Genomic DNA, 21182 nt, shown 5'->3' on the forward strand with positions numbered 1-21182 from the left:
CTCGCTTCTTGCTATAGATATAGAATGGCTAGGGTCAAGAGACTGCCCACGATGCCGATTCCCCAGAAGAAGAAATCGACTTTCCATTCGCTCCACTCCTTGCCATGACCACTCAAGCCGCCAAGTTCAAAGTGGTGATGAACCGGAGTCATCCGGAAAATCCGCTTGCCGCCGGTCAGCTTGAAGTAGGTCACCTGCATCATGACAGAGGTCGTCTCAAACACATATACGATACCAATCAAGAGCAGGGTCCACTCTTGATGAAGGGAAATGGAGATAGCAGCCAGCATACCGCCCAAAGCCAGACTTCCTACATCGCCCATGAAGATTTTAGCAGGCTTATGGTTGAAAACAAAGAAGCCTAGCAAGCCGCCAATCATACTGATGATGACAATCAAAATATCAAAACGCTTCTGCTCAACAGCAATTACAGCATAGGCCACCAAGCTAATGACCACAGAAATGCTGGCCAAACCATCAATTCCATCCGTCAGATTGACAGCATTGGAGAAGCCAATAAGCCAAAAAAGGACGAAAAAGACATAGAGGAAGCCTATCTGGACAGGAACGGTGAAGATATTCAGCTGGTCACCTGCACCATGCTGATTATAGAAGAAGTAAAAGACAACTCCGCCGACCAACTGCAGAAACAGTTTCTGCTTGGGATTTAGACCTTCGTTGATCTTACGAAACACCTTGAGGAAGTCATCCAAAAAGCCGACAACGCCATACAGGACCAAGATAAAAAGAATCATGATGAGACCATTGGACAACTGATGCGAAACCAGACCGATAACAAAGCTGGCCAGAACAGATGTCAAGAGAAAGACAGTACCACCCATGGTTGGTGTTCCGGCCTTGGCCTGATGCTGCTTAACATCTTCGTGCATCTGTTGGCCTGTGATACGAGCCTTATGGTAAAAACGAATAAAGGCAGGAATGCCGATGATAGTTAGGATAAAAGTTACGATTCCTGCAATAAGAGCAATAAGCATATTAGTCTCCCATTGTAATTGTTATTTTCTTGAGATTTTTCAGCGAAGTATTGGTCTTTTCGCTCTGCTTGACGACCTTGGAGCCCTCTCCTTTGAAAGTGACTTCAATGTCCTGCCACTTCGCAAAACGTTCGACATTGGCCTTGGTCCAGCCATACATATCAGGCAGACTGTCTAAATCATCTGACAAGATCAAAACCTGCTGGTTGGCCTTGAGATTCTTGCCCTCTTTGACAGATACTTTTTTAATCTTGCCACCTGTTCCCAGCACAATTGGTTGGACTAGGTTGCGGCGCAATTCATCTGCCAGACCGCCAGGACTGATTTGATGTTTCAGACCTAGTTGCTTGGTCAGATCTTCCAGTGATGGCATTTTATAGCTGGTTTCTTCAGTGACTGTTTCAAGAGCTGGAGTCGCCTCTGTCGTCAGATTAAGGCTATCTTTGAGAGCGACCGCTTCTTCCAAGACCGGATTGACCACTTCCTGCCAGAATATAGGCTGGAATTTTTCTTCAGGCTGCTGAACTGTCACATACATGATAAATTCAGGATTTTCTGCCGGCGTCATGGCAACAACTGAATAGATATAGTCATTCTCACCCTCTAGATAACCATTTTCAGAAGCGATCTGAGCGGTCCCTGACTTAACAGCGACATTCTGACCAGCCACTTGAATGACGGGTTCTCCACCGACATTCAGGGTTCCTTTGTAGGGGTCTGTTCCGACCTGAACCATATAATCCCGAGTGGTTTGAGCTGCTTTTTCTGAGACAGGATTTCCGATAATTTCTGTCGCTGTCTTACGAGCTGTATTGTTTTTTGGATCATGGATGGCATTGATAAACTTAGGCTCTACCATGACGCCGTCATTGGCAACGGACGAGAAGGCACGCAGCATCTGCACCTGGGTCACACCAATCCCTTGACCAAAGGAGCTCATGGCAATCGTAACATAGTTATCACCTGGCAAGGAGCCATAGGTTTCATTCCCCATCCCAAAGCGGGTCGGCAGACCAAACTTAAACTTACTCAAGTAGTCCAGCCACTTGTCATTGCCCATCTTCTGTTCTAAAATAGTCATACCAACGTTACTGGAATAGGTAAATCCTTGGGCAAAGGTCAGAGTTTCCCCTTCTGAAATCCCCATGTTGACGTTCCAGTCCCGAATGGTCGCATCCATAACCTTGTATTCTCTGCTGTCATAGGTATCGTTAGGATTAAAGCTGCCATTATCAATAGCTGAAGCCAGAGTCATAACTTTCATAGTAGATCCTGGCTCGTACTGGCCTTGATAGAGCATGGTGTTCCAGTTGCCCAGATTTTTCTCATTCAAGCCTTCCTTGGTATCTGCATTATAGGTCGGCCTTTGAGAGGTAGCTAGGATTTCGCCAGTTTTGGCACTGACCAAGGTCGCATTGACAAACTTACCTTTGACTTTTTCCTGAAAGGCGTTCATCCGCGTTTCTAGGTAGGTTTGCAAATCAGCTGACAGTGTTGTATAGACGTCCTTGCCATCCTCTGCCTGTACAGAGACCTTTTCTGACCCAGGCACAACATTACCGTTTCGGTCTTTTTCGTAGGTCACAATCCCATTCTGACCAGCAAGAATCCTATCCAGTGCCTGCTCCATACCAGAAGTCCCTTTCAGCGTCTTATTGCCTTCCTTATCCTCCTGCAGCTGGGCAAGACCGATAAACTGGGAGGCAAAGACACCGTTACTATAACTGCGGTTAGGACTGGTAGTAAAGTCAATCCCTTCAATACCAGCAGCTTCAAAAGCTTCCCGCATGGCGTTCATATTACTGTAGGTAATGCCATTGCCCTGTGCCCCGAAGGAAACCTGCTTGAGATTTTTCTGAGACAGCTGAGTTTTGACGTAGTCCTTGTCCAGCTCTAGGTATTGATTGAAAATCTCTGCCACCTTATCGTACTGGGATTCTTCTACATAGAGAATCTTGCCGGTAGCTGACTTGTAACTCTTGTCAATAATGGCATAAACATTATAAGTCGTGGCATCCTCTGCAATGGGAACTCCATTTCGGTCATAGATTGTTCCCCGCCGCGCAGCGACTGTAACCGTCTTTTGATGGACTACTTCTGCACCCTTTGATAGATTAACACCGAACTTTTGGTCTGTCCCGATAATGATGGCAAAATTAATCAAGAAAACGAAAAAGAGAAAGATAGCTAAGATGCTCATGCTCTTTCCCACTTGCCGCCGATTGTATTCAGGGGTTTGCCTATTTTTCAGGGCGTATTTTTTAATTTTTTCAAAAATTTTATTCTTCATCCGTTGAACTCACTGTTTTACGATTTCCCTTCTGGAGTTTCATATCCTGAGAGCTGGCTAACTGGGACAATCTTTCATAGCGGGTCAGTTCATTGACTTCCTGCTTGATGTCGGCTAGCTCTGTCTGCTCCGCTTCAATCTGCGTATTGACTTCCGTCAAATCCCGATCCACCTGCAATAGCTTGGTCTGCATAAAGACGATGCTGACTGCTAAAATAATGGCAGTCAAAACGATAGATCCGTAAAAAGCCTTCTCAACTCGGGAAAATTTTCTCATCTGATCTTGAAGCGGGTTTGGTCTTTTTTCTGACATTTCTTCCTCACTTGTGTATCTTACGGGCCACGCGCAGCTTGGCAGAATGAGCCCGGTTATTGCTTTCTAATTCTTCTTTGCTTGGTAAAATTGGTTTGCGGCTGACCAGCTCCAGCTTAGGCTGCAGTTCATCAGGGATGAAAGGCAGGCCTTTGGGAACATCCACTGTCGACGCCTCCTTGAAAAGCTGCTTGGTCAGACGGTCTTCCAGCGAATGAAAAGTAATGACCGCAATCCGGCCGTCCACCGCTAGCAGATCAATAGCCTGCTGAATAGACTCATCCGCTGCGCCCAATTCATCATTGACCTCAATCCGAATGGCCTGAAAAATCTGCTTAGCTGGGTGGCCTTTCTTCTTCAGCTCCTTAGCTGGCTTGGCTGACTTGATAATTTCAGCCAGTTCTGTCGTTGTTTCAATAGGCTTGACACTTCTAGCCTGCTCAATCTTGCGGGCAATCTGCTTAGAAAACTTGTCTTCGCCGTATTTAAAAAAGATTCGTACCAAATCCTGATAGCTATAATGATTGACAACCTCAAAAGCTGTCAAGGCTGCCTCGCGGTTCATGCGCATATCCAAAGGCGCATCCTGTTTATAGGAAAAACCACGCTCACGCTGATCCAGCTGAGGGCTGGAAACGCCTAAGTCATAACAAATCCCATCAATTTCTTCCACACCGGCTTCTTGCAAACGGCTCTTGAGGTGGCGGAAATTGTCCTTGATAAAGGTCACCATCCCCCGCTCTACATAGGGAGCCAAGCGCTTTTTAGCATTGTCAATAGCCGTCTGGTCCTGATCAAAAGCATAGAGATGTCCCTCATCTCCGAGCTGGCTCAAAAGATATTCGCTGTGACCAGCACCGCCAAGGGTCGCATCGATATAGATGCCGTCAGGCTTAACCGCCAACTGGTCAACCGTTTCATGAAGAAGAACCGTAATGTGATGAAATTCGTTTGTCATATCTTACTTATTATATCACATTCAAAAGCAAAAAAAAATTTAAAAGAAAAAGTAAGCGGATGAAATCCTTTTTAAATTTTTTTGTCAGATATACTTGACACTTTTTCCAAAAAGTATTATACTAGCATAAAATAAAAGTCAAATATAACTGACAAACTCACTGAAAGTTATCAGTTATAGAATTAGAAAGGAAGGGTGTAATGAATCGTGTCAAAGAATTTCGAAAAGAAAAAAAGATGTCTCAGCTAGAGTTGGCCAAGTCTATCGGGGTATCGCGGCAAACTATCAATATGATTGAAAACAACAAATACAACCCCACCCTCGAGCTCTGTATCAATCTGGCTAGAGCGCTGGATACTGACCTCAACGCCCTCTTTTGGGAGCCCCAGCTGACAGATGAAGAATCAGATGACTAAGAGTTTTTCCCTGCAGCAAATTTCATACCTAAAGAAAGGACTCAAACATGAAAAAAGAAACATTCTCAGACAAGATGATTAAACGATTTTACGGTATTACGGGACCTCTGGACGAGCAAAAACGCCAACAGGCTGAGCATCTAGGAAATATAGGCTTTATTTGGCTTTTCTTGATTTTGCAAGTTGGTAATTTCCTAGCTTTCATGCTAGCCGATATCTATCCAGGCTTAGATGCTCGAATTTACCCCATTATTATAGAGCTTCTTACCTTTATAATAGCTGGTGTCATTTACTTCAGGTCTGAGAAAAAGCACCTGGCAGATTTGGATTTGGAACTCATGAGTGAAAAAGAAAGGCGCAAGCTTCAATATCCTGGTCTTAAGATTGCTCTCTTCGTTGGGTTGACTTTCCATCCTATCTTTAGCCTTGTAGAAGCAGTCACTCTCAAGCAAGACTTTTTCACTCTCTTTTTACAAGCTGATCGAATCCTGAAAACAGCCTTGGTCGCTAGCATTTTAGGTGTTTTTATCAGCTTGTACTTCAAATCACGCAAACACCATACTGAACAGAGCGAATAATCCCTTGACTTAAACTAGAAAGGACACAAACATGAAAAAAGAAACATTCTCAGACAAGATGATTAAACGATTTTACGGTATTACCGGACCTTTGGACGAGCAAAAGCGCCAACAGGCTGAGCATCTAGGAAATATAGGCTTTATTTCAAATCACGCAAACACCATACTGAACAGAGCGAATAATCCCTTGACTTAAACTAGAAAGGACACAAACATGAAAAAAGAAACATTCTCAGACAAGATGATTAAACGATTTTACGGCATTACCGGACCTTTGGACGAGCAAAAGCGCCAACAGGCTGAGCATCTAGGAAATATAGGCTTTATCTGGCTTTTCTTTATTCTGATTTTTGGCAATGCCATCGCCTTTCCCCTAGCCTTTCGCTGGCCCAAAATTATCGCTGTTGCCTATCCTATCCTGCTGGAAATCCTTATCCTCGGCTTCTGTGTCTATATAGTCATTCAAGCACGCCGCAAAGGAATTGATGACCTAGAGCTAGAACTTCAGGATGCCAAGGAAGAAAGGGCCATGAAACATGCTGGTCTCAAAGCAGGTTTCTCCTATTGGCTACTCTTTTACCCTCTCTTCAGCATCATGATAGCTGTCATGGAAAAGAAAGATATCCTACAAGTTTTGCTTCAACCTAAACTTATTGTAACTGGATTAGCCGCAGGTCTTGGATTTGGACTGATTATGCATTTCATTGCCAAAGGAAAGATTCGTCAAGCACAAAAAAAGGAGGAAGAAGATCTATGAGACTCAATCTCAGAGAAAAAATGGATTTAGGGATTCTCTCCCTCATTATTGCCATCGCTGCTTATTTCTTTTTCCGTATCACGGAACCTTGGATTTTCTGGCTCGATGTAGCAATCATCGCTAGCTGCATCTATGTAGCTCTCCGTATTTTGAAAAAACGTAAACAAGAATAAAAGAATCCCTCGACAGGAACTTTCTAGCTTCCTAGCGAGGGATTTTTTTATTTATATTTATATCTACTTAAGACTCTGGGTCATCCAGACTACGGCCGTGAAGGCCTTTCTTGCGCTGAACTTGACGCAATTTTTCAGGCGTCACATCATTGCCATCCTCATCAACAATCTTGATGCCTTCGATGTGATGACGAACAGAGCGACGGTAGCCTTCGATATACTCTTCACGAAGCTTGGCTTGTTCTACTTTTTCCTCAGCAGTTAGACCTTCAGCTTTTTTCTTTTTAGCTAATTCATTGATACGTTCAATTTTTTTAGGATCCATGATTCTACCTCTCTTACCTTTTATTTGGTATTAATCTGATTAAACTGGGCCAGCTGTCCCGCTTTGGCTGTCAAAGAAGACAGGAGAGCCAGACGGTTGTTACGCACAGCCTCATCATCAGCCATAACCATAGTATGGTCAAAGAAATCATCGATAACTGGACTGAGGGCAAAAAGTTGGTCCAGATTAGCAGCTAAGTCTGCCGTCAGCTCCACTGCTTCAATGGCGGCAGCCAAGTCTTTTTCCTCTTGATTTTCAAAGAGAGCTGGATTGACAGCGGTCTGCCCTTGGGCTTTCTCAGCAAGATTAAAGACCCGAGACAGGCTTTCCACTGCTGACTTGAATCTAGCTTCCTGAGCTTTTTCTGCTAGAAGAGCAGCTGTTTCTACCAAATCGCGTACGACAAAGTGAGTGCTTTGAAGAACAGCCGCCACGATGTCTTTTGGAATGCTGCGATCTATCATTTTCTCAACACGAGCACGGAAGAAGTCCAGCACGGCTTCTTGATTGTCATAGCTTAGGCTATCAAACTTGAGTTCGTAAAGTCGACCAAGAAGCTGAGCCAAGTCAATGTTCCATCCAAACTTGTCTAAGATACGCACAACACCCTGAGTCGCACGGCGCAGAGCATAAGGATCATTGGAACCGCTTGGAATCAGTCCAACTGAGAAGAAGGACAGAATGATATCCAGCTTATCAGCCAGAGCCAAGACTGCTCCGACCTTAGTGTCAGGTAATTCGCCATCTGCTGAAGTCGGCATATAGTGCTCCCGAATGGCAGCTGCCACCGCAGCATTCTCACCAGCCAGAAGAGCATACTTCTCGCCCATGATACCTTGCAGCTCATCAAATTCCCCAACCATACCAGTCAGCAGGTCAAACTTATAAATAGCCGCTGCACGAGCCAAATCGACTGTCTCATCAGCATCCAATCCTGCTTCTTGCGCCAAGAGAGCAGCAATCTTGCCAGTCCGCTCCATGTGCTCTGCCAGAGAGCCAATCTTTTCGTGGAAGGTCACATTGCCAAGTTTTTCAACCAAGTCAGCAATAGCCAACTTTTGGTCTTCCCGCCAGAAGAATTCTCCATCTTCCAGACGAGCCACCAAGACTTTCTCATTTCCCTTGATGACATTTTCCAAGTGCTCTGCATTTCCATTGCGGACAGAGATAAAGTGCGGCAAAAGTTTGCCTTCACTATCGCGCACAACAAAGTAACGCTGGTGCTCTTTCATGGAAGTCACCAAGACTTCTTCTGGCACCTCTAAATATTTAGCATCAAAATTACCTAAGAAAGCTGTCGGATATTCCACCAGATTCAACACTTCATTGAGCAAGTCTTCATCAATCTCGATAGAAACCCCGTGCTCCTCTTCCAGTGCTCGAATCTGCTCGACAATCATATCTCCCCGCTCAAGAGGACTGGCAATGACAAACTGAGCCCGTAGGACATCTTCATAAGAATCTGCTGAAGCAATCTCCGTTTCTTGACCCAAGAAGCGGTGTCCTCGGCTAGTACGGCCGCTCTTGATGTCCAAGAAATCCAAGTCAAAGGCCTGCTCATCTAGGAGCACAGTCAAGGTGTGGACCGGGCGGATGTATTCAAAGGTATTGTTGGCCCAGTGCATGCTGACAGGGAAGGTCAGGGCTTGCAGAACTTCTGTCACTGCTGGGATGATTTCCTCAACCGGGCGGCCGACCTCTTCCTTGGTCACATAGACATATTCTTCCCCCTTGATTTCGCGGAAAGTAATGTCCTCAACCGTCAAGCCCTTGCCACGGACAAAGCCTTCTGCAGCCTTGGTAAAGTTGCCATCTGCATCCAGAGCAATTTTCTTAGAAGGGCCTTTGAAATCTTCGGTCAAATCAGACTGCTTGTCCGCCAAGCCAACCACGCGCACCGCCAAACGACGAGGCGTAGAGAACATTTCAATTTTCTCAAAGGTCAGACGATGGTCTGCCAGGAAGGCTCCCATCTTGTCGCGCAGCTGCTTCATGCTCGGTGTCACAACATAGGCTGGCATTTCCTCCAAGCCTAATTCAACTAATAAATTTTTTACCATGATTATTCTCCCTCCTCTGCCAAGAGTTTCTCGCGAGTCTCTGCATCCAAAAGCGGATAACCCAGACGCTTGCGCTCAGCCACAAAGGTCTTGGCCACAACACGCGCTAAATTCCGAATACGAGCAATGTAACCAGCCCGCTCTGTCACAGATACGGCTCCACGCGCATCCAAGAGGTTAAAAGTATGCGAGCATTTGAGAACATAGTCATAGGCTGGGTGCACCAGATGCTCGTCCAGACAGCGCTTAGCTTCCGCTTCAAACTTCTCAAAATTCCCCAAGAGCAAGTCTTGGTCGCTGACCTCAAAACTGTACTTAGAATGCTCATACTCAGGATGAGTGAAAATTTCACCGTACTTAACACCATCAGCCCACTCAATGTCGTAAACTGAGTCCACTTCTTGGATATAAGAAGCCAGACGCTCCAGACCATAAGTCACCTCAGCTGTCACCGGTTGAGTTGGTAGACCTCCGACCTGCTGGAAGTAGGTGAACTGAGTAATTTCCATACCATCCAGCCAAACTTCCCAGCCCAGACCAGCCGAGCCAGTTGATGGATTTTCCCAGTTATCCTCAACAAAGCGGATATCGTGCTCCAGCGGATTAATCCCCAAGAGCTCCAAAGACTGCAAGTAAAGTTCTTGGATATTGCTTGGCGATGGCTTCATAACCACCTGAAATTGATGGTGCTGATAGAGACGGTTAGGATTTTCCCCATAACGGCCATCTGCTGGCCGGCGAGACGGCTCTACATAGGCCGCATTCCAAGGCTCTGGCCCAATAGCCCGCAGGAAGGTATAGGGGCTCATCGTTCCCGCCCCCTTCTCATTATCATAAGCCTGCATGAGCATACAGCCCTGATCATTCCAGAACTGCTGTAAAGTCAAGATAATTTCTTGAAATGTTAACTTTTTAGACATTTGTTACTCCTTTAGTTTGTTTATATCTCTTTGTCTATTATTTTCTGTTCTATGAACCAATCCAACAAGGAAATTGTTTTATCTGTGTTTGCCCACCGATGATAAGAATCAAAGACCGCTTGCACACTGCCTAGATTTTCTACTAGCTTGTCAACTGTCAAAAAACTGCGCCAGTATTCGTAAAAAATACTAGCATAATTCCCTTGATAAGTTGAAGAGCCGAAATCATTCAATGAGTGCCAACCGTGCTTTTTCTGAAAGAGCTCAACAAGAGACTGATTACAGGCCTTTTCCGTTTGAAATCCCTCATCTGTAAAGAAATACTTGCGGCTAATATACTCAGCCATCCCTTCTTCAAACCAGATATAGGCACCGTATCCATCAAAATCATCTGAAAAATGCTCCGACCAATGAGCTAACTCATGGCCCACAATCTGCAAGAGAGAATTTTCAGACAAAGACTGATAGTGGTTTGCTATTGCTTGAGTTTGGTGAGAGGACTCGTAATTCTCTAACTGAAGGAGATACAAATCTTTCCAAATCGGCAACTCGGGAGTCATAACCATCCGCTTATCATTTGTATAAGCCGGCACAGGAATTTCACGAATGATCTGCGTAGCAGAATCAAAATCGGACCAAATGATGGCTTGCGGCAAGTCATAAACCGCAAACTCGTCTTTTAAAAAAGCCAGATAATCCTGCAACTTTGCGGCATTCTTTGCAACGAAATCTCGAAAAGCTACTAATTGATTCTCATCTTTTACAAGATAAAGGTTCTCCATGAATCTCCTTTCTTTCGAACAATAGACTCAGTACGCAAAAGAACCACATCCGACACTCCTAGGCTATTTACCTAGGGGCGTCAAGACGCGGTTCCACCCTAATTTATTACTTCATTACTTTAAAAATGTTAACCGAAAGCGCCATCTGCACTGCTTCCCTATCCGGCTCACACTATCCCGAACTCGCTAAAAAGTAGACAATGAGAATTCTTTCTAAAAAAGATTATAGCAGAAAATAGGACCAATGTAAAATACTTATCGAAAAATCCCTCAAGTTTCAACTTAAGGGATTTTAACTCACTTGAAAACCAATTAGGCTTGTCTAGGTTTTTTCGGTCTTACGACTCTTGGCTTTCTGCCATCGAGTTTTCTTTTTGCCTCTCTGAGGTTGGTAATGGCTGCTTTGACATCTTCCTGGCTGGCACCTGGATCCGCCAAGACTGCCTTTGCCTCAGCATAGGCCTCTAGATAAGCCGCCTTAACCGCGTCAGTCGCATAGATAAACTTATTGCTGATGGCTTGGTAATGCACCTCATCATCGACTATCTTCTTGAGATTGGTAAAGTTAGTCGCCTTGCCATCCAGCTTCTTCTCGGCTGTAGCTAGCTGAGCGATCGCTGTATCAATTTGCTCCTGTGTCACCTTGTCCTGCACCAAGAGCAGAGCCACTGCTTGGAAGGCCTTGTCATAAGCGCGACGAGTTCTATCCTTAGCATTGGCATAAGCTCCTGTCTTAGTAGTAGCTGCATAAGCTTCCACAGCCGCCTTAACTGCAGCGATATCAGAGTCCTTGCCGTCTAGATCAGCAGATGCTGTTTCAAGCTTACTTCTTACGGCATCAACTTGCGCTTGGGTCAGCTTGCTTGTCAAAGCGTCCTTGGCTGCCTGATATGCTTGGTCGAAGGCTGTGCGCTTCGCTGCAGAAGCATTGTAATACTGAGCAGTGCCGACCAGACTAGACTGCTGATTGACAGCTGCCAGCAAGCCTGACTTGACGATAACTCCCAGCTTCAGCAGGTTATTCTTACCTTCTTTGACCTCAACAGTCGGCTCAGTTTCCCAAAGCTCGTAGCCAGTCGGTAGGTTGACAAAGACAGAGTAGAATCCAGATGCTACAGATCTTCCGAAGGCATGCTTGCCAAACAGTTCTGCTGGAAGCGTATAAGCATCGCCATTATTATTCTTGAGAACCACTTGGGTATTCTTCGGAACAGCTTGATCAAAGGCAACGCTGACCGGTGCAAAGACCAGCTTCTTAACTAGAAATTCAATCGTCTTAAAGCTATCTTGGGCTGTCAGCTCAAATTCCTGAGTCAGAGCGCTGTAGAAACGAAGCTCATCCTTATCATAAGTAAAGATCTCAGCTGTGTAGCGTCCAAACGGCAGAGCATTGATTTGCTTGCCTTTGTCCAGTTCGACATATTTGCCCTTGCTGTCCTTGATCCGATAGACAAAGGTCGAATGCACATCTTGACGCGTATTGGCATCCACCAGAGCGACACGGATGCGCCCATCATTTTCAGCACTGACTAGCTCTGACAAAGCTATGGCATCACGGTTACCCGCATAGTCCTCTACCACATAGAAGATCTTAGACTTGTCCACTCCTTTTGGCAAGGTGTAGCTGCCATCCGCATTGGCTGAGATGTAAACCCGACGCTCGTAATCACGCTCAATGCCAAAATCATCCACGGCCTTATAGGTCTCTTTCCCTTTTTCATCTGCCTGCAGATAGAAGACCTGTTCTCTCAAAATACCTCCGTTTCCAACATCTTTTGGCTTGCGAGCTGTAAAGATTTCTGCGCCATCCTTGGTACTGATATAGCCTGAGCTAATCAAAGGCTTCTGGGTATCGATCTGCAGCTTAAAGGTAATCTGCTGCTCTTTAGCACCTGGTACATCTGGTGTATAGCGAACCACATAGGTATAGAGGCCATCTTCCAGCTTCTCACCCTTGCTATCACGACCATCCCAGTATGTATCTTCTAGTAGGTAGGACTTAGGATTGTCTGACTGACCACTATAATAGTTCTTGCGGCCTTCTCTAATCGTGCTGCTCTGCCAGATTGGGAAGCGATAGTCCGTATCATCTGCCGTATAGACACTAGCTGTCAGATTATTGATATTGCGATAGAGAACTGTCCGATACTGGATGCTGTCCTGATTGCCATCTCCATTAGGTGAGAAGGCCAGACGAATCTTGCCATCCGCTCCCAGCTGCAGCACATGCTTACCATCCGCATTTTCTGCAGTTCCCAGTACAATTGAGCTGCGAGCAGCTGTTCGACCGGTAGAGTAGAGTGTATCATTTGACTCTGTCACAAGGGAAGAGACATTGTTATCAGACAGGATACTCTTGTCCTCTGGCACTGGGTAATAGAAGCCTGACTTGCCTTCTTGGACCAGATCATAGATTGGTTTTTCTACCGCTGGCAGATCTTGGAATTGCCCACGGAAGCCCATAAATGGCAGACTAACAACATCGCCGTCATCTGCTGGATCGACAAAGCGGACAAAGCCTTCTAAGAAATAGCCGTTCGGCATCTGCTTGATTAACTCTTCCGCAAACTTAGCAGTATTTACCTTGACCGTCACTTTCTGGCTGCTGTGAGCCTTAACGGTGACTTCTGGCCAAACCGTTTCGGTTAGTTTGCGAGGTGTCAGGGTAAAGTAGCCATCCTTGACTCCGTCCGTATTGGTATTGACAATCATCTTCAAGGTCCGGTCCTTATCAGTAATATTATGAACCGTAACGTCAAAGGTGAAGCTATCTTCTACATTGCCCAGAGAAACGCTAGGATATTGGTTATCTCCTGTCACATAGAGGCCGGTAGAAACAGCTGCTGCCGTATCTACGATACCAGCACCCTGCTGACGCGGAGAGGTGTAGACACCAGTTTCTTTGTTGACGTGCAGCTTAGCAGTTGACATGATGAGGGCTTTGACCAAATCGGCATTCTGGGCAGGTGTTAAGTCTGGATAATGCTGAAGGAGATATTCCTTGACCAGAGCTGCTACACCAGCTACATGAGGCGTAGCCATACTGGTTCCCTTCATAGAGCCATAGGTATTGTCATTAAGCGAAGAGTAAATATCGCCACCTGGTGCTGTCACATCAGGCTTGAGCAAGCCATCTGTCGTAACGCCCCAACTAGAGAAGTCAGACAGACTACCAGCTCCTGGATGCGGCCGATTGACCTTAAGACCATTAAAGACTACCTTGTAATTACCAGCTGCCAAAGCCTCTCCATATTCCTTACTAATAAAGGCTGACGGAACCTTTTTAGATTCACTGTCTAGGCTCATCGTTAGGTTAGCTCCGTCGACATTATTGTAGATCAGAGCACCAACAGCACCATGGCTAATGGCATTTCTAACTTTTTCAGCAAAGGTAAAGGAACCACGCTGGATAAGAGCCAGCTTACCTGTCAGATCCTTACCAGCAAAGTCCTCTTCACGGCCAAGACCAACATGAACATACTCATATTCCTTGCCCTTTTCAAAGGTTGCATTTGTCTCACCCATGGAGTAGCTGAAATGACCGTTCAAAAGCTTATCATTCTTTTCCAGACCACGCACTTCCATGACTTCCTCTGTCAGAACAGTATTATTGACAGAAGCGACTGAGATAGAGCTTTCTGCTGTTGAAGGACTGCCAACTAGACCATAGTCTGGATTTTCAACCAGCGGTTTAGAGTATTCACTTCCGAAGGTGTTGTCATTACCCGCAGCAATGATCACGCTCACCCCCTTGGCCCGAGCGCGCTCAATAGCGGCCTGCAGACTAGGGCTGACATCAACCGTTGAACCTGTTGCTGAGCCCAGACTCATATTGATGGTATCAGCTCCCAAAGCCACCGCATCATCAATGGCTTTGATATAGATAGCGTCGCTTGTTGTGCGTTGACGGTCTGAGAAGACCCGCATAAACATAACTTGTGCTTCTGGCGCAACACCATAGACATACTCATCATTAGGAGCTTTCTTGTTGGGATTTCCCGCTGTAATCCCTGTTACGTGCATACCATGTGAGTAACTGTTCTTTTCCTTGATATTGTCATCACCGTCGATATAGTTATAGGCATAGACAACCTTGCTGTTGTACCACTTCCCGTAGTCAATACCGGCCTTTTTCTTAGCCTCTTCAAGAGCTGCCTCTGTCTGATACTTAGCCTTTGACGGGTCAGAGATCTTCAGAACCTCATGATGGACATCCAGACCTGAGTCGATAATGGCTACCACACGGCCTTGACCTTTATAACCCTGTGACCAGGTCTGAGGGACCTTGATAATCTCATTGGTACTGATGCTGCTTGGCTTAGCATCGCGAGAAGTTGGTGACTCTGCTACTGCATCAGGATTAGCAGCAGGCTTTTCTGAGTTTGCGGCTGTCGGAGACTCTACAGTCGAACTAGCTGGAGCTGTCGGCTTGGTCTCTGTGGCAGATGGCTGAGTTACCTTCTCAGCACTTGAAGAAGCCTGTTCTGATGAAGAAGTCGCTCCTTTTTCTACAGGAGCTGCGGCTGCTTCCTTAGCCTCTGCCGTAGAAGGCTGGCTAGAATTCTCTGTACTTGAAGTAGCCGATTCAGAAGAAGCTGGCGTTGCTTTCTCCACAGGTGCTTGAGTTGCCGGCTGACTCTCAGGTGTTGCTGCTTGAGAAGCAGACTCAGTCGCTGATACCACAGCAGCAGTCGTCTGAACTTGCCCTGATGAACTAGTGGTCGCCTGCTCATCTGCCTGAGCCTGTCCCGCACCAAAAACCAGAGCAGTTCCCAACAGAACAGAAGCCAAACCGAACTTGTATTTACGGAGTGAAAAACGTTGTCTTTGCATAGAAGTCTCCTTACTTTATTTATAAACCATATTATAATAAAAATTTTCTGACAATTCATACAATCCTAACAAATTTAACCAAAACGTAATAATGGCGAATGTTCTAGCCAAGAACAGCTATATAATAAAGTTTCAAGCATCTATTTGTTTGAAATACAGAACAAATACATCTTAAAATCCGGAAATAAGAAAAACCAATCAGAACAAGCGCAGAATACACCAGTTTGATTGGTTTGTGATAGGTTGTTTATTGGATATTATTTGTCAAATTAATTTTAACTTTAAAGCCTTGTAATTATTATAAAGTTGTCAAATGCAATAATACAAGGAGTAATTGTATTTCTTGTGTTTTTGTTTTTACATCTTCTTTTGTAATTATTCTAGCTCCGTTATGTACAGATAAGTTTAAAAATGCAATAAAAGCATTTACTTCACTTTGAGACTGAATAGATTTATATATGCCTAATAGTATCTGCTTATCTTTATCATCAAGGCGTGAATTCTTGATTCTATCTTCTGCTATTGAAATCACTTTATTATAGTTCTTTGATAAATCTGTTTTCTTTTCTTCTCCAATGTTATTTAATATATCATTAACTGTCAGTTCTATAAGAGTTCTATAAGAAATTACAGGAATAATACTGTAATCAGTCTTAAATAACTCGTTAATTTCATTTATTAAAACTTTGATATCTGAAGAAAAATTTGGAGTTTCGGTGATTGGCAATCTAATCAAGGACTGTTTTAATTGTTCAGGTTTTATTTCGTACTCCTCAGACGATTTTATCCTAAAAGTAAAATCACTTTCATATTCTAGTTTAGTATCTTTATCCTTTACACTTACAGTTATAGTTTGCTCTCCATTTCTACCAAACCTTATTTCTCCTTTTCTTCCATCATATCTGATTGTATGATTCCCATTTGTTGTTATATTCGGTTCTATTCTCTTCCATGGGATTCCTAAACTATTATATAAAGTAAAAATAGTTTCTAATTTGTAATCAACATCGCGTAATAAATCAATTTTGTGCACTTCTATTTTAGGCTGGACTGGCTTTTTCAAAATTATCTTTAGAGAAGTTATTGTAGTATTCGTCTCATTCTTAATCAGCCACTCCCCTTCCTGAAGTTTATTAAATCCATTAACTTTTTCTCCATTAAAGCTAATGTCTGTTGCAACTTGGATTAATTCATTTAAATTAGCAATCTTCTTATTTAGGTCATCTATATCAATCCATGATTCAACTGTACCCAAATCTATTGTTTTTTTAGCCTTCGGAATAATGTCTAATAAAGTTTCCTCATCAAATAAAGTACATTTTAATTTGTTTCCTTGTTTTTTGAAAATTATAGAATCCTTTAATTTAAAATTTGGTTTAATATATTTTTTAAGATTGTCAGGACTAGAAGTTTCTTCTTCGGGTATCCTATTTTGAATAAATGTTTTGGAAGAAAAATCTCTTAATTCATTTTTCAACGAAGCACCAATTCTCTGAATTTCTTCATTTAATTTTTCAATGAAATGAGCAATCTCATCAGTTAACTCACTCTGAGAAAATTGAGTCCGATCAGAATTAAACTGTATTGATGAATCACTAGATTTAATCGAAATATAACCAATTAATTGCTTTAATACTTCACTATATTTTTTAGTAGCCATTAATTCAGTATCAAACAACATATAGTTGTTAAATAAATTATTATTGATATAAATTAAAGGAGTTAAGTTATTATTAGTAGGATTATAGAATAAAGAGTTAATCTTACTTTTTCCTTTTGAAACGAGATAATAGGCAGCTAAATTAATATCAAGAGAATACCTATCTGAATTAAAACTAAATTCTTCAGAAAAGATATCCTTACCATCTTTCCTAAAGACTAGATTTTGATCAGACGAAGAATAATTTATTTCAAATAACTGCTGAGGCTTATTTTGTGTCTGTAATTGAATTTCATAATCGGTTGAGTTAATCTCTCCATCTATATTAAGTTTTATAATAAAGTTCTTATCGGCAGAAATTTTTCCGTCAGATATTTTATCATCAATAAAAGAATTTAAAATTTTATTTCGATTAACTTCTTCACTAAGATACCTTTTTAAAGTATTGACATTATAATCATTGATTTCAATTTGGATTAATGTACCTATAAAATCACCTGAACTTGAAAGAGTAACATCTAAACGCTTATCTGTTATATTATATTCAGTAACCAAAGAATCAAAATCTACAGTAAACTCTGAGATCTGAGTATTTTGAGCTGTTTTCCAATATACTTTTTTCCCAAATCTAAAAACAGATAAAAATCCCAAACCTTTTGACCCCTGAGTTAAGCGTTTAGTGTCCTTATAAGAAATAATTTCTCCATAATGCTTATCACTACTTGATATGTGGAATAATTTTTTAATTCCCTCCGTATCCATACCAATTCCGTAGTCTCGAATTGTAAGTAGTCTAGATTCCGAATCCAATGTAATATCGACACTAGGAGAACAAGCATCGTACGCATTTTTTATTAACTCATTTAGAGCAATAATATTATTCGGAATTTTTTCTGATAATTCACTCAATATATTACCTGCTACAGTAATAGGTACTTGTTCAACTTTATTAGACATCTAAATCTCCTTTATTTTTCTTAATATCAAAACATATTCTTGATTCATTGATTCCACTGATTTATCTTTTACTTTAGAAACCCGTCTTGGCATTCTCTTTATAGGTATATTACGTGTAATAGAAGCTTCCAACTCAAAACCAATATTTTCAAAAAATTCCTGCGTAATACTTGATAATGGCACTACTTTATTATCAACACGTCGATCACCTAAAGTTAAAACTATTCTCTTATCCTTTTTTAGAACACGTCCCATTTGCGTCATCACTTCCAAATAGTCTATTACAAAATTTTCCACTTTTTTTCGCTTATCTTGGGATATACTTTCAAGATACTCAGATAAATAGTGTGACTGATGCTTTTGTTTATTTCTTTTGCCAGATCCACCTAAACTATTTGAATCAATACTTGAATAATTATCTATTAAATTTTCAGAAAAAACCTCCAAATCCTTCCTATCAATCCAATATATCGGTAACATAGAGTACTGTCCATATGTTACAGTAGTTGAATTATCTCCATACGGAGGAGAAGTAACAATCAAATCCACTGAATTATTCTTCATTTCATATAAAATTTCTTCAGATTTTCCTATCTGTAAATTGATTTTTTTATTTCTACTATAGTCAGGTAAATATTGAAAGTAAACATTAATACTTTTTAAAAAATCAATAATGATATGATTTTCCATCGCTTCAATAGAGCTTTGCTCTTTTATATGCAATTTAAATGTCGAACTTCGTGTATTACTATACTTTTTTAAAATATTAATTAAACACACCCAATAATACTGTCTTACATATCTATACTTTTCTCTCTGGATAGCACAGCGAATTTTACTAAACGTCAATATGAAGTCTTGACGATACCATTTTTCTATATTATAAAAATAGTGTTTGTCAAAACCTGAATTGCTATTTTTTAAAAATTGTTCAATTTTTTTATTTGCCACATGGATATACTGTTTATTAACACCTTGTAACTTAACTTTTGTAATAAGATTAGCTAAAGGGTTAATATCTATACCAATAGGAGATAGGTTGTTCTTTTCCCCCTCTACTAGTGTCGTTCCAGAGCCATGGAATGGATCAAGAATATTTGCAATGGACGAATCTTCACTTTTGATTAAATTGATCAATTCATATTGCATATCAGGTACCATTGTAGCTGGATACGCACTAATTTTATGAATACCTGAAGCAGTTACATTTTTAAAATCCCAATAATTAAGGCCTTTTTTTCTTATTCTATTTGCTAAACTTAAATTCAAAGTGCTACCTCTTTTATAAAAATGGTTATTATTAGATAAATGAAAATCTATAGCTTAAGTATAACATAGATATCTTTACAGATAAAGAGATTAATAACAAGTTAACTGCAAAACGAAATAAAAATACAATATTAATTAGTCACTTCTTCGATTTCCAATTCTTGGGTCTTCTTCATCTAACTCCCCTATCTTAGTGTTTCGTTGAATATTGGTCGTATTTTACACCTTTCATTATTGCACTGAAACATCTTCTTTTATAGTTTCTTCTGATGGTAGAGATAAAAATTCCCAGTTCTTTTCAAACTGGGGATACTTTTATATTTTTAATTCATGCACTTCCTGCCAGCCGGCTGGTCCTAATATACGCTGGGGATGTTTGCTAAAGCCGGTCTCTCGGTAGAGATAGGAAGCGACTTGATTTCTCTCATTGACGCCTAGGATAATGCTTTTATACATAGGCAAATGTTCTCTTATGAAATCAGGCAAGAGCTTCAGCGTCTGACTACCGTATCCTCGCATCTGAAAGTCTTCATCCGTTGAAAAGCTACGAAGGAGCAGGCTATCTGGCTGACCTCCATAAGTAAACTTCTTTTCTCCAGCATCCAAGATCAGAAAGGTTACGATTTGATCTTCTTCAAGACCCAAGATAGCATAGCGATTTTCTAAGTCAGCGACAGCCTGGCTCGGATGACTGGTAAATCTCAAGTCGGTTAAATGGTAAGACTGCAAGGCTTCTCTATCTGAACTTCGATAGAATCGGATTTTCATCTAAAAATCCTTATTATCCGGATCTGGTGCCCCAGATTCAACTGATAAACTCTTCAGAAGTTCCATATCAGCAGCATCTAGCTCAATGCCAAAGCAGTCTAGATTGCTGGCAATTCGGCTCGGAGTGACCGACTTAGGCAGGGGCAGGAAACCTTCCTGCAAGCTCCAAGCTAAAGCGACTTGGGCAATGGTCTTGCCATACTTATCTGCCACAGCCTGCACGGCTGGATTTTGGAAGAGCTCACCTTGGCCAAATGGTCCCCAAGCTTCCAGTAAAATCTCATGCTCACGGCAGAAGTTCACCGCCTCTGTCTGATAGACACCTGGAGCCAGGCGGATTTGATTGACAGCAGGAGTCATGCGAGCTGTCTCAAGCAAGGCTTCTAAGTGATGAGGCAGGAAATTACTGACGCCAATCGCTCGAATCTTGCCAAGATTATAGAGGTCTTCCATAGCCCGCCAGACTTCGGCATTGCGATTTTTCCAAGCATCATTTTCCCTCAGGGGTTTGGGATTAGGCCAGTGGATGAGGTAGAGATCCAGATAGTCCAGTCCCAACCGCTCCATTGAGGCAGCAAAGGCCTCTTGAGCCTCTTCATAAGTATGGTTGTCATTCCAAAGTTTGGTCGTGATGAAGAGCTCCTCCCGTGGAATGCCGCTGTCCTTTATTGCCCGTCCGACACTCTCTTCGTTCTTATAGATGGCTGCCGTATCAATGTGCCGATAGCCTGCCTTGAGAGCGGCTAATGTTGCTTGATAGGCTTCTTCGCCATCCTGAGCTTTCCAAGTACCAAAGCCAAGCACCGGAATGCCTACACCATTGTTCAAAAGATATTCTTTCATCGCCCGCCTCCTTTACGAGTTCCATCCACTGCCTTATGCAAGGCAACCACTGTATTTACTAAGAAGAGCAGAGCTGCTCACTTCTTTTCTTTTTTCTTCATCATCGGCTTAGGTTTAAAGATATTTTCCTTGGTCGGCTCCATGCCTTTACTGAAAAAGCTATAGATAATGAAAGCTGCCCCTGCGACAAGGATTAAGATTCGTCCAAAGATCAGTCCCGCCAGCAGTAAAACAAGTCCCATTATCAAAAATTTCGCATCAATTCGTTTCATAGCCTACTCCTGT

The 21182-nt window shown here is 42.4% G+C and carries 19 protein-coding genes; 5 read left to right on the plus strand and 14 right to left on the minus strand.

Annotated features, from left to right (window positions below; all coding sequences use genetic code 11):
- Positions 1-11 precede the first annotated feature (11 nt).
- The 4 genes from mraY to rsmH are packed head-to-tail and all read right to left on the minus strand — an operon-like array spanning position 12 to position 4556.
- On the minus strand, positions 12-995 hold the full coding sequence (gene mraY, locus SSV_RS08705) for a phospho-N-acetylmuramoyl-pentapeptide-transferase (protein ID WP_072074492.1): 984 nt from the start codon (positions 993-995) through the stop codon (positions 12-14).
- Position 996: 1 nt separating this feature from the next.
- The gene (gene pbp2x / locus SSV_RS08710; RefSeq protein ID WP_072074493.1) at positions 997-3285 is read right to left on the minus strand and encodes a penicillin-binding protein PBP2X; all 2289 of its coding nucleotides are present in this window, start codon (positions 3283-3285) and stop codon (positions 997-999) included.
- The gene (ftsL, locus tag SSV_RS08715) at positions 3275-3598 is read right to left on the minus strand and encodes a cell division protein FtsL (protein WP_002893529.1); all 324 of its coding nucleotides are present in this window, start codon (positions 3596-3598) and stop codon (positions 3275-3277) included. Before ftsL ends, pbp2x begins: the two co-directional genes overlap by 11 nt.
- Positions 3599-3605: 7 nt before the next feature.
- Positions 3606-4556 carry a 16S rRNA (cytosine(1402)-N(4))-methyltransferase RsmH gene (gene rsmH, locus SSV_RS08720; protein WP_002901313.1) on the minus strand — a complete coding sequence of 317 codons (951 nt, stop codon included), beginning with the start codon at positions 4554-4556 and terminating at the stop codon, positions 3606-3608.
- A gap of 200 nt (positions 4557-4756) precedes the next feature.
- On the opposite strand from rsmH, the gene SSV_RS08725 reads away from it, so the two are divergent.
- From SSV_RS08725 to SSV_RS08745, 5 genes are read left to right on the plus strand one after another with little or no spacing between them, the layout of a single operon-like run.
- Positions 4757-4972, plus strand: coding sequence for a helix-turn-helix transcriptional regulator (locus tag SSV_RS08725; protein WP_002903294.1), 216 nt, complete (start codon positions 4757-4759; stop codon positions 4970-4972).
- 47 nt (positions 4973-5019) lie between these two features.
- On the plus strand, positions 5020-5550 hold the full coding sequence (locus SSV_RS08730; RefSeq protein ID WP_004189784.1) for a DUF3278 domain-containing protein: 531 nt from the start codon (positions 5020-5022) through the stop codon (positions 5548-5550).
- A 31-nt stretch (positions 5551-5581) separates the two neighbouring features.
- Positions 5582-5746, plus strand: coding sequence for a DUF3278 domain-containing protein (locus tag SSV_RS08735; RefSeq protein ID WP_080983546.1), 165 nt, complete (start codon positions 5582-5584; stop codon positions 5744-5746).
- 18 nt (positions 5747-5764) lie between these two features.
- Positions 5765-6307 carry a DUF3278 domain-containing protein gene (locus SSV_RS08740; RefSeq protein ID WP_072074494.1) on the plus strand — a complete coding sequence of 181 codons (543 nt, stop codon included), beginning with the start codon at positions 5765-5767 and terminating at the stop codon, positions 6305-6307.
- On the plus strand, positions 6304-6480 hold the full coding sequence (locus tag SSV_RS08745; protein ID WP_072074495.1) for a hypothetical protein: 177 nt from the start codon (positions 6304-6306) through the stop codon (positions 6478-6480). Before SSV_RS08740 ends, SSV_RS08745 begins: the two co-directional genes overlap by 4 nt.
- Before the next feature lie 67 nt (positions 6481-6547).
- On the opposite strand, the gene SSV_RS08750 is transcribed toward SSV_RS08745, so the two are convergent.
- The 10 genes from SSV_RS08750 to SSV_RS08795 all read right to left on the minus strand — a co-directional run bounded on the left by SSV_RS08750 (position 6548) and on the right by SSV_RS08795 (position 21169).
- Positions 6548-6805, minus strand: a complete 258-nt coding sequence (locus SSV_RS08750; protein ID WP_072074496.1) for a DUF896 family protein — start codon at positions 6803-6805, stop codon at positions 6548-6550.
- Positions 6806-6825: 20 nt separating this feature from the next.
- The gene (gene glyS / locus SSV_RS08755; RefSeq protein WP_072074497.1) at positions 6826-8865 is read right to left on the minus strand and encodes a glycine--tRNA ligase subunit beta; all 2040 of its coding nucleotides are present in this window, start codon (positions 8863-8865) and stop codon (positions 6826-6828) included.
- Positions 8866-8867: 2 nt separating this feature from the next.
- The gene (gene glyQ, locus SSV_RS08760; RefSeq protein WP_002893545.1) at positions 8868-9785 is read right to left on the minus strand and encodes a glycine--tRNA ligase subunit alpha; all 918 of its coding nucleotides are present in this window, start codon (positions 9783-9785) and stop codon (positions 8868-8870) included.
- Between the two features lie 20 nt (positions 9786-9805).
- Entirely contained in the window at positions 9806-10567 is a 762-nt protein-coding gene (locus SSV_RS08765) for an elongation factor Tu (protein ID WP_072074498.1), read from the minus strand.
- A gap of 312 nt (positions 10568-10879) precedes the next feature.
- The gene (locus tag SSV_RS08770; protein WP_072074499.1) at positions 10880-15400 is read right to left on the minus strand and encodes a S8 family serine peptidase; all 4521 of its coding nucleotides are present in this window, start codon (positions 15398-15400) and stop codon (positions 10880-10882) included.
- Between the two features lie 298 nt (positions 15401-15698).
- Complete coding sequence (locus SSV_RS08775) at positions 15699-18017, minus strand: ATP-binding protein (protein WP_072074500.1); 2319 nt, start codon at positions 18015-18017, stop codon at positions 15699-15701.
- Positions 18018-19286, minus strand: coding sequence for a DNA methyltransferase (locus SSV_RS08780; protein WP_072074501.1), 1269 nt, complete (start codon positions 19284-19286; stop codon positions 18018-18020). It lies immediately after the preceding gene.
- A gap of 315 nt (positions 19287-19601) precedes the next feature.
- A complete protein-coding gene (locus tag SSV_RS08785; RefSeq protein WP_072074502.1) occupies positions 19602-20054 on the minus strand; it encodes a GNAT family N-acetyltransferase in 453 nt (150 codons plus the stop codon).
- The gene (locus SSV_RS08790) at positions 20055-20897 is read right to left on the minus strand and encodes an aldo/keto reductase (RefSeq protein ID WP_072074503.1); all 843 of its coding nucleotides are present in this window, start codon (positions 20895-20897) and stop codon (positions 20055-20057) included. It lies immediately after the preceding gene.
- A gap of 77 nt (positions 20898-20974) precedes the next feature.
- Positions 20975-21169 (minus strand): hypothetical protein, encoded by a 195-nt coding sequence (locus tag SSV_RS08795; RefSeq protein ID WP_072074504.1) that lies wholly within the window; start codon positions 21167-21169, stop codon positions 20975-20977.
- Positions 21170-21182 lie beyond the last annotated feature (13 nt).

The organism is Streptococcus sanguinis (assembly GCF_001078705.1).
In the GTDB taxonomy this organism is placed as follows: domain Bacteria; phylum Bacillota; class Bacilli; order Lactobacillales; family Streptococcaceae; genus Streptococcus; species Streptococcus sanguinis_D.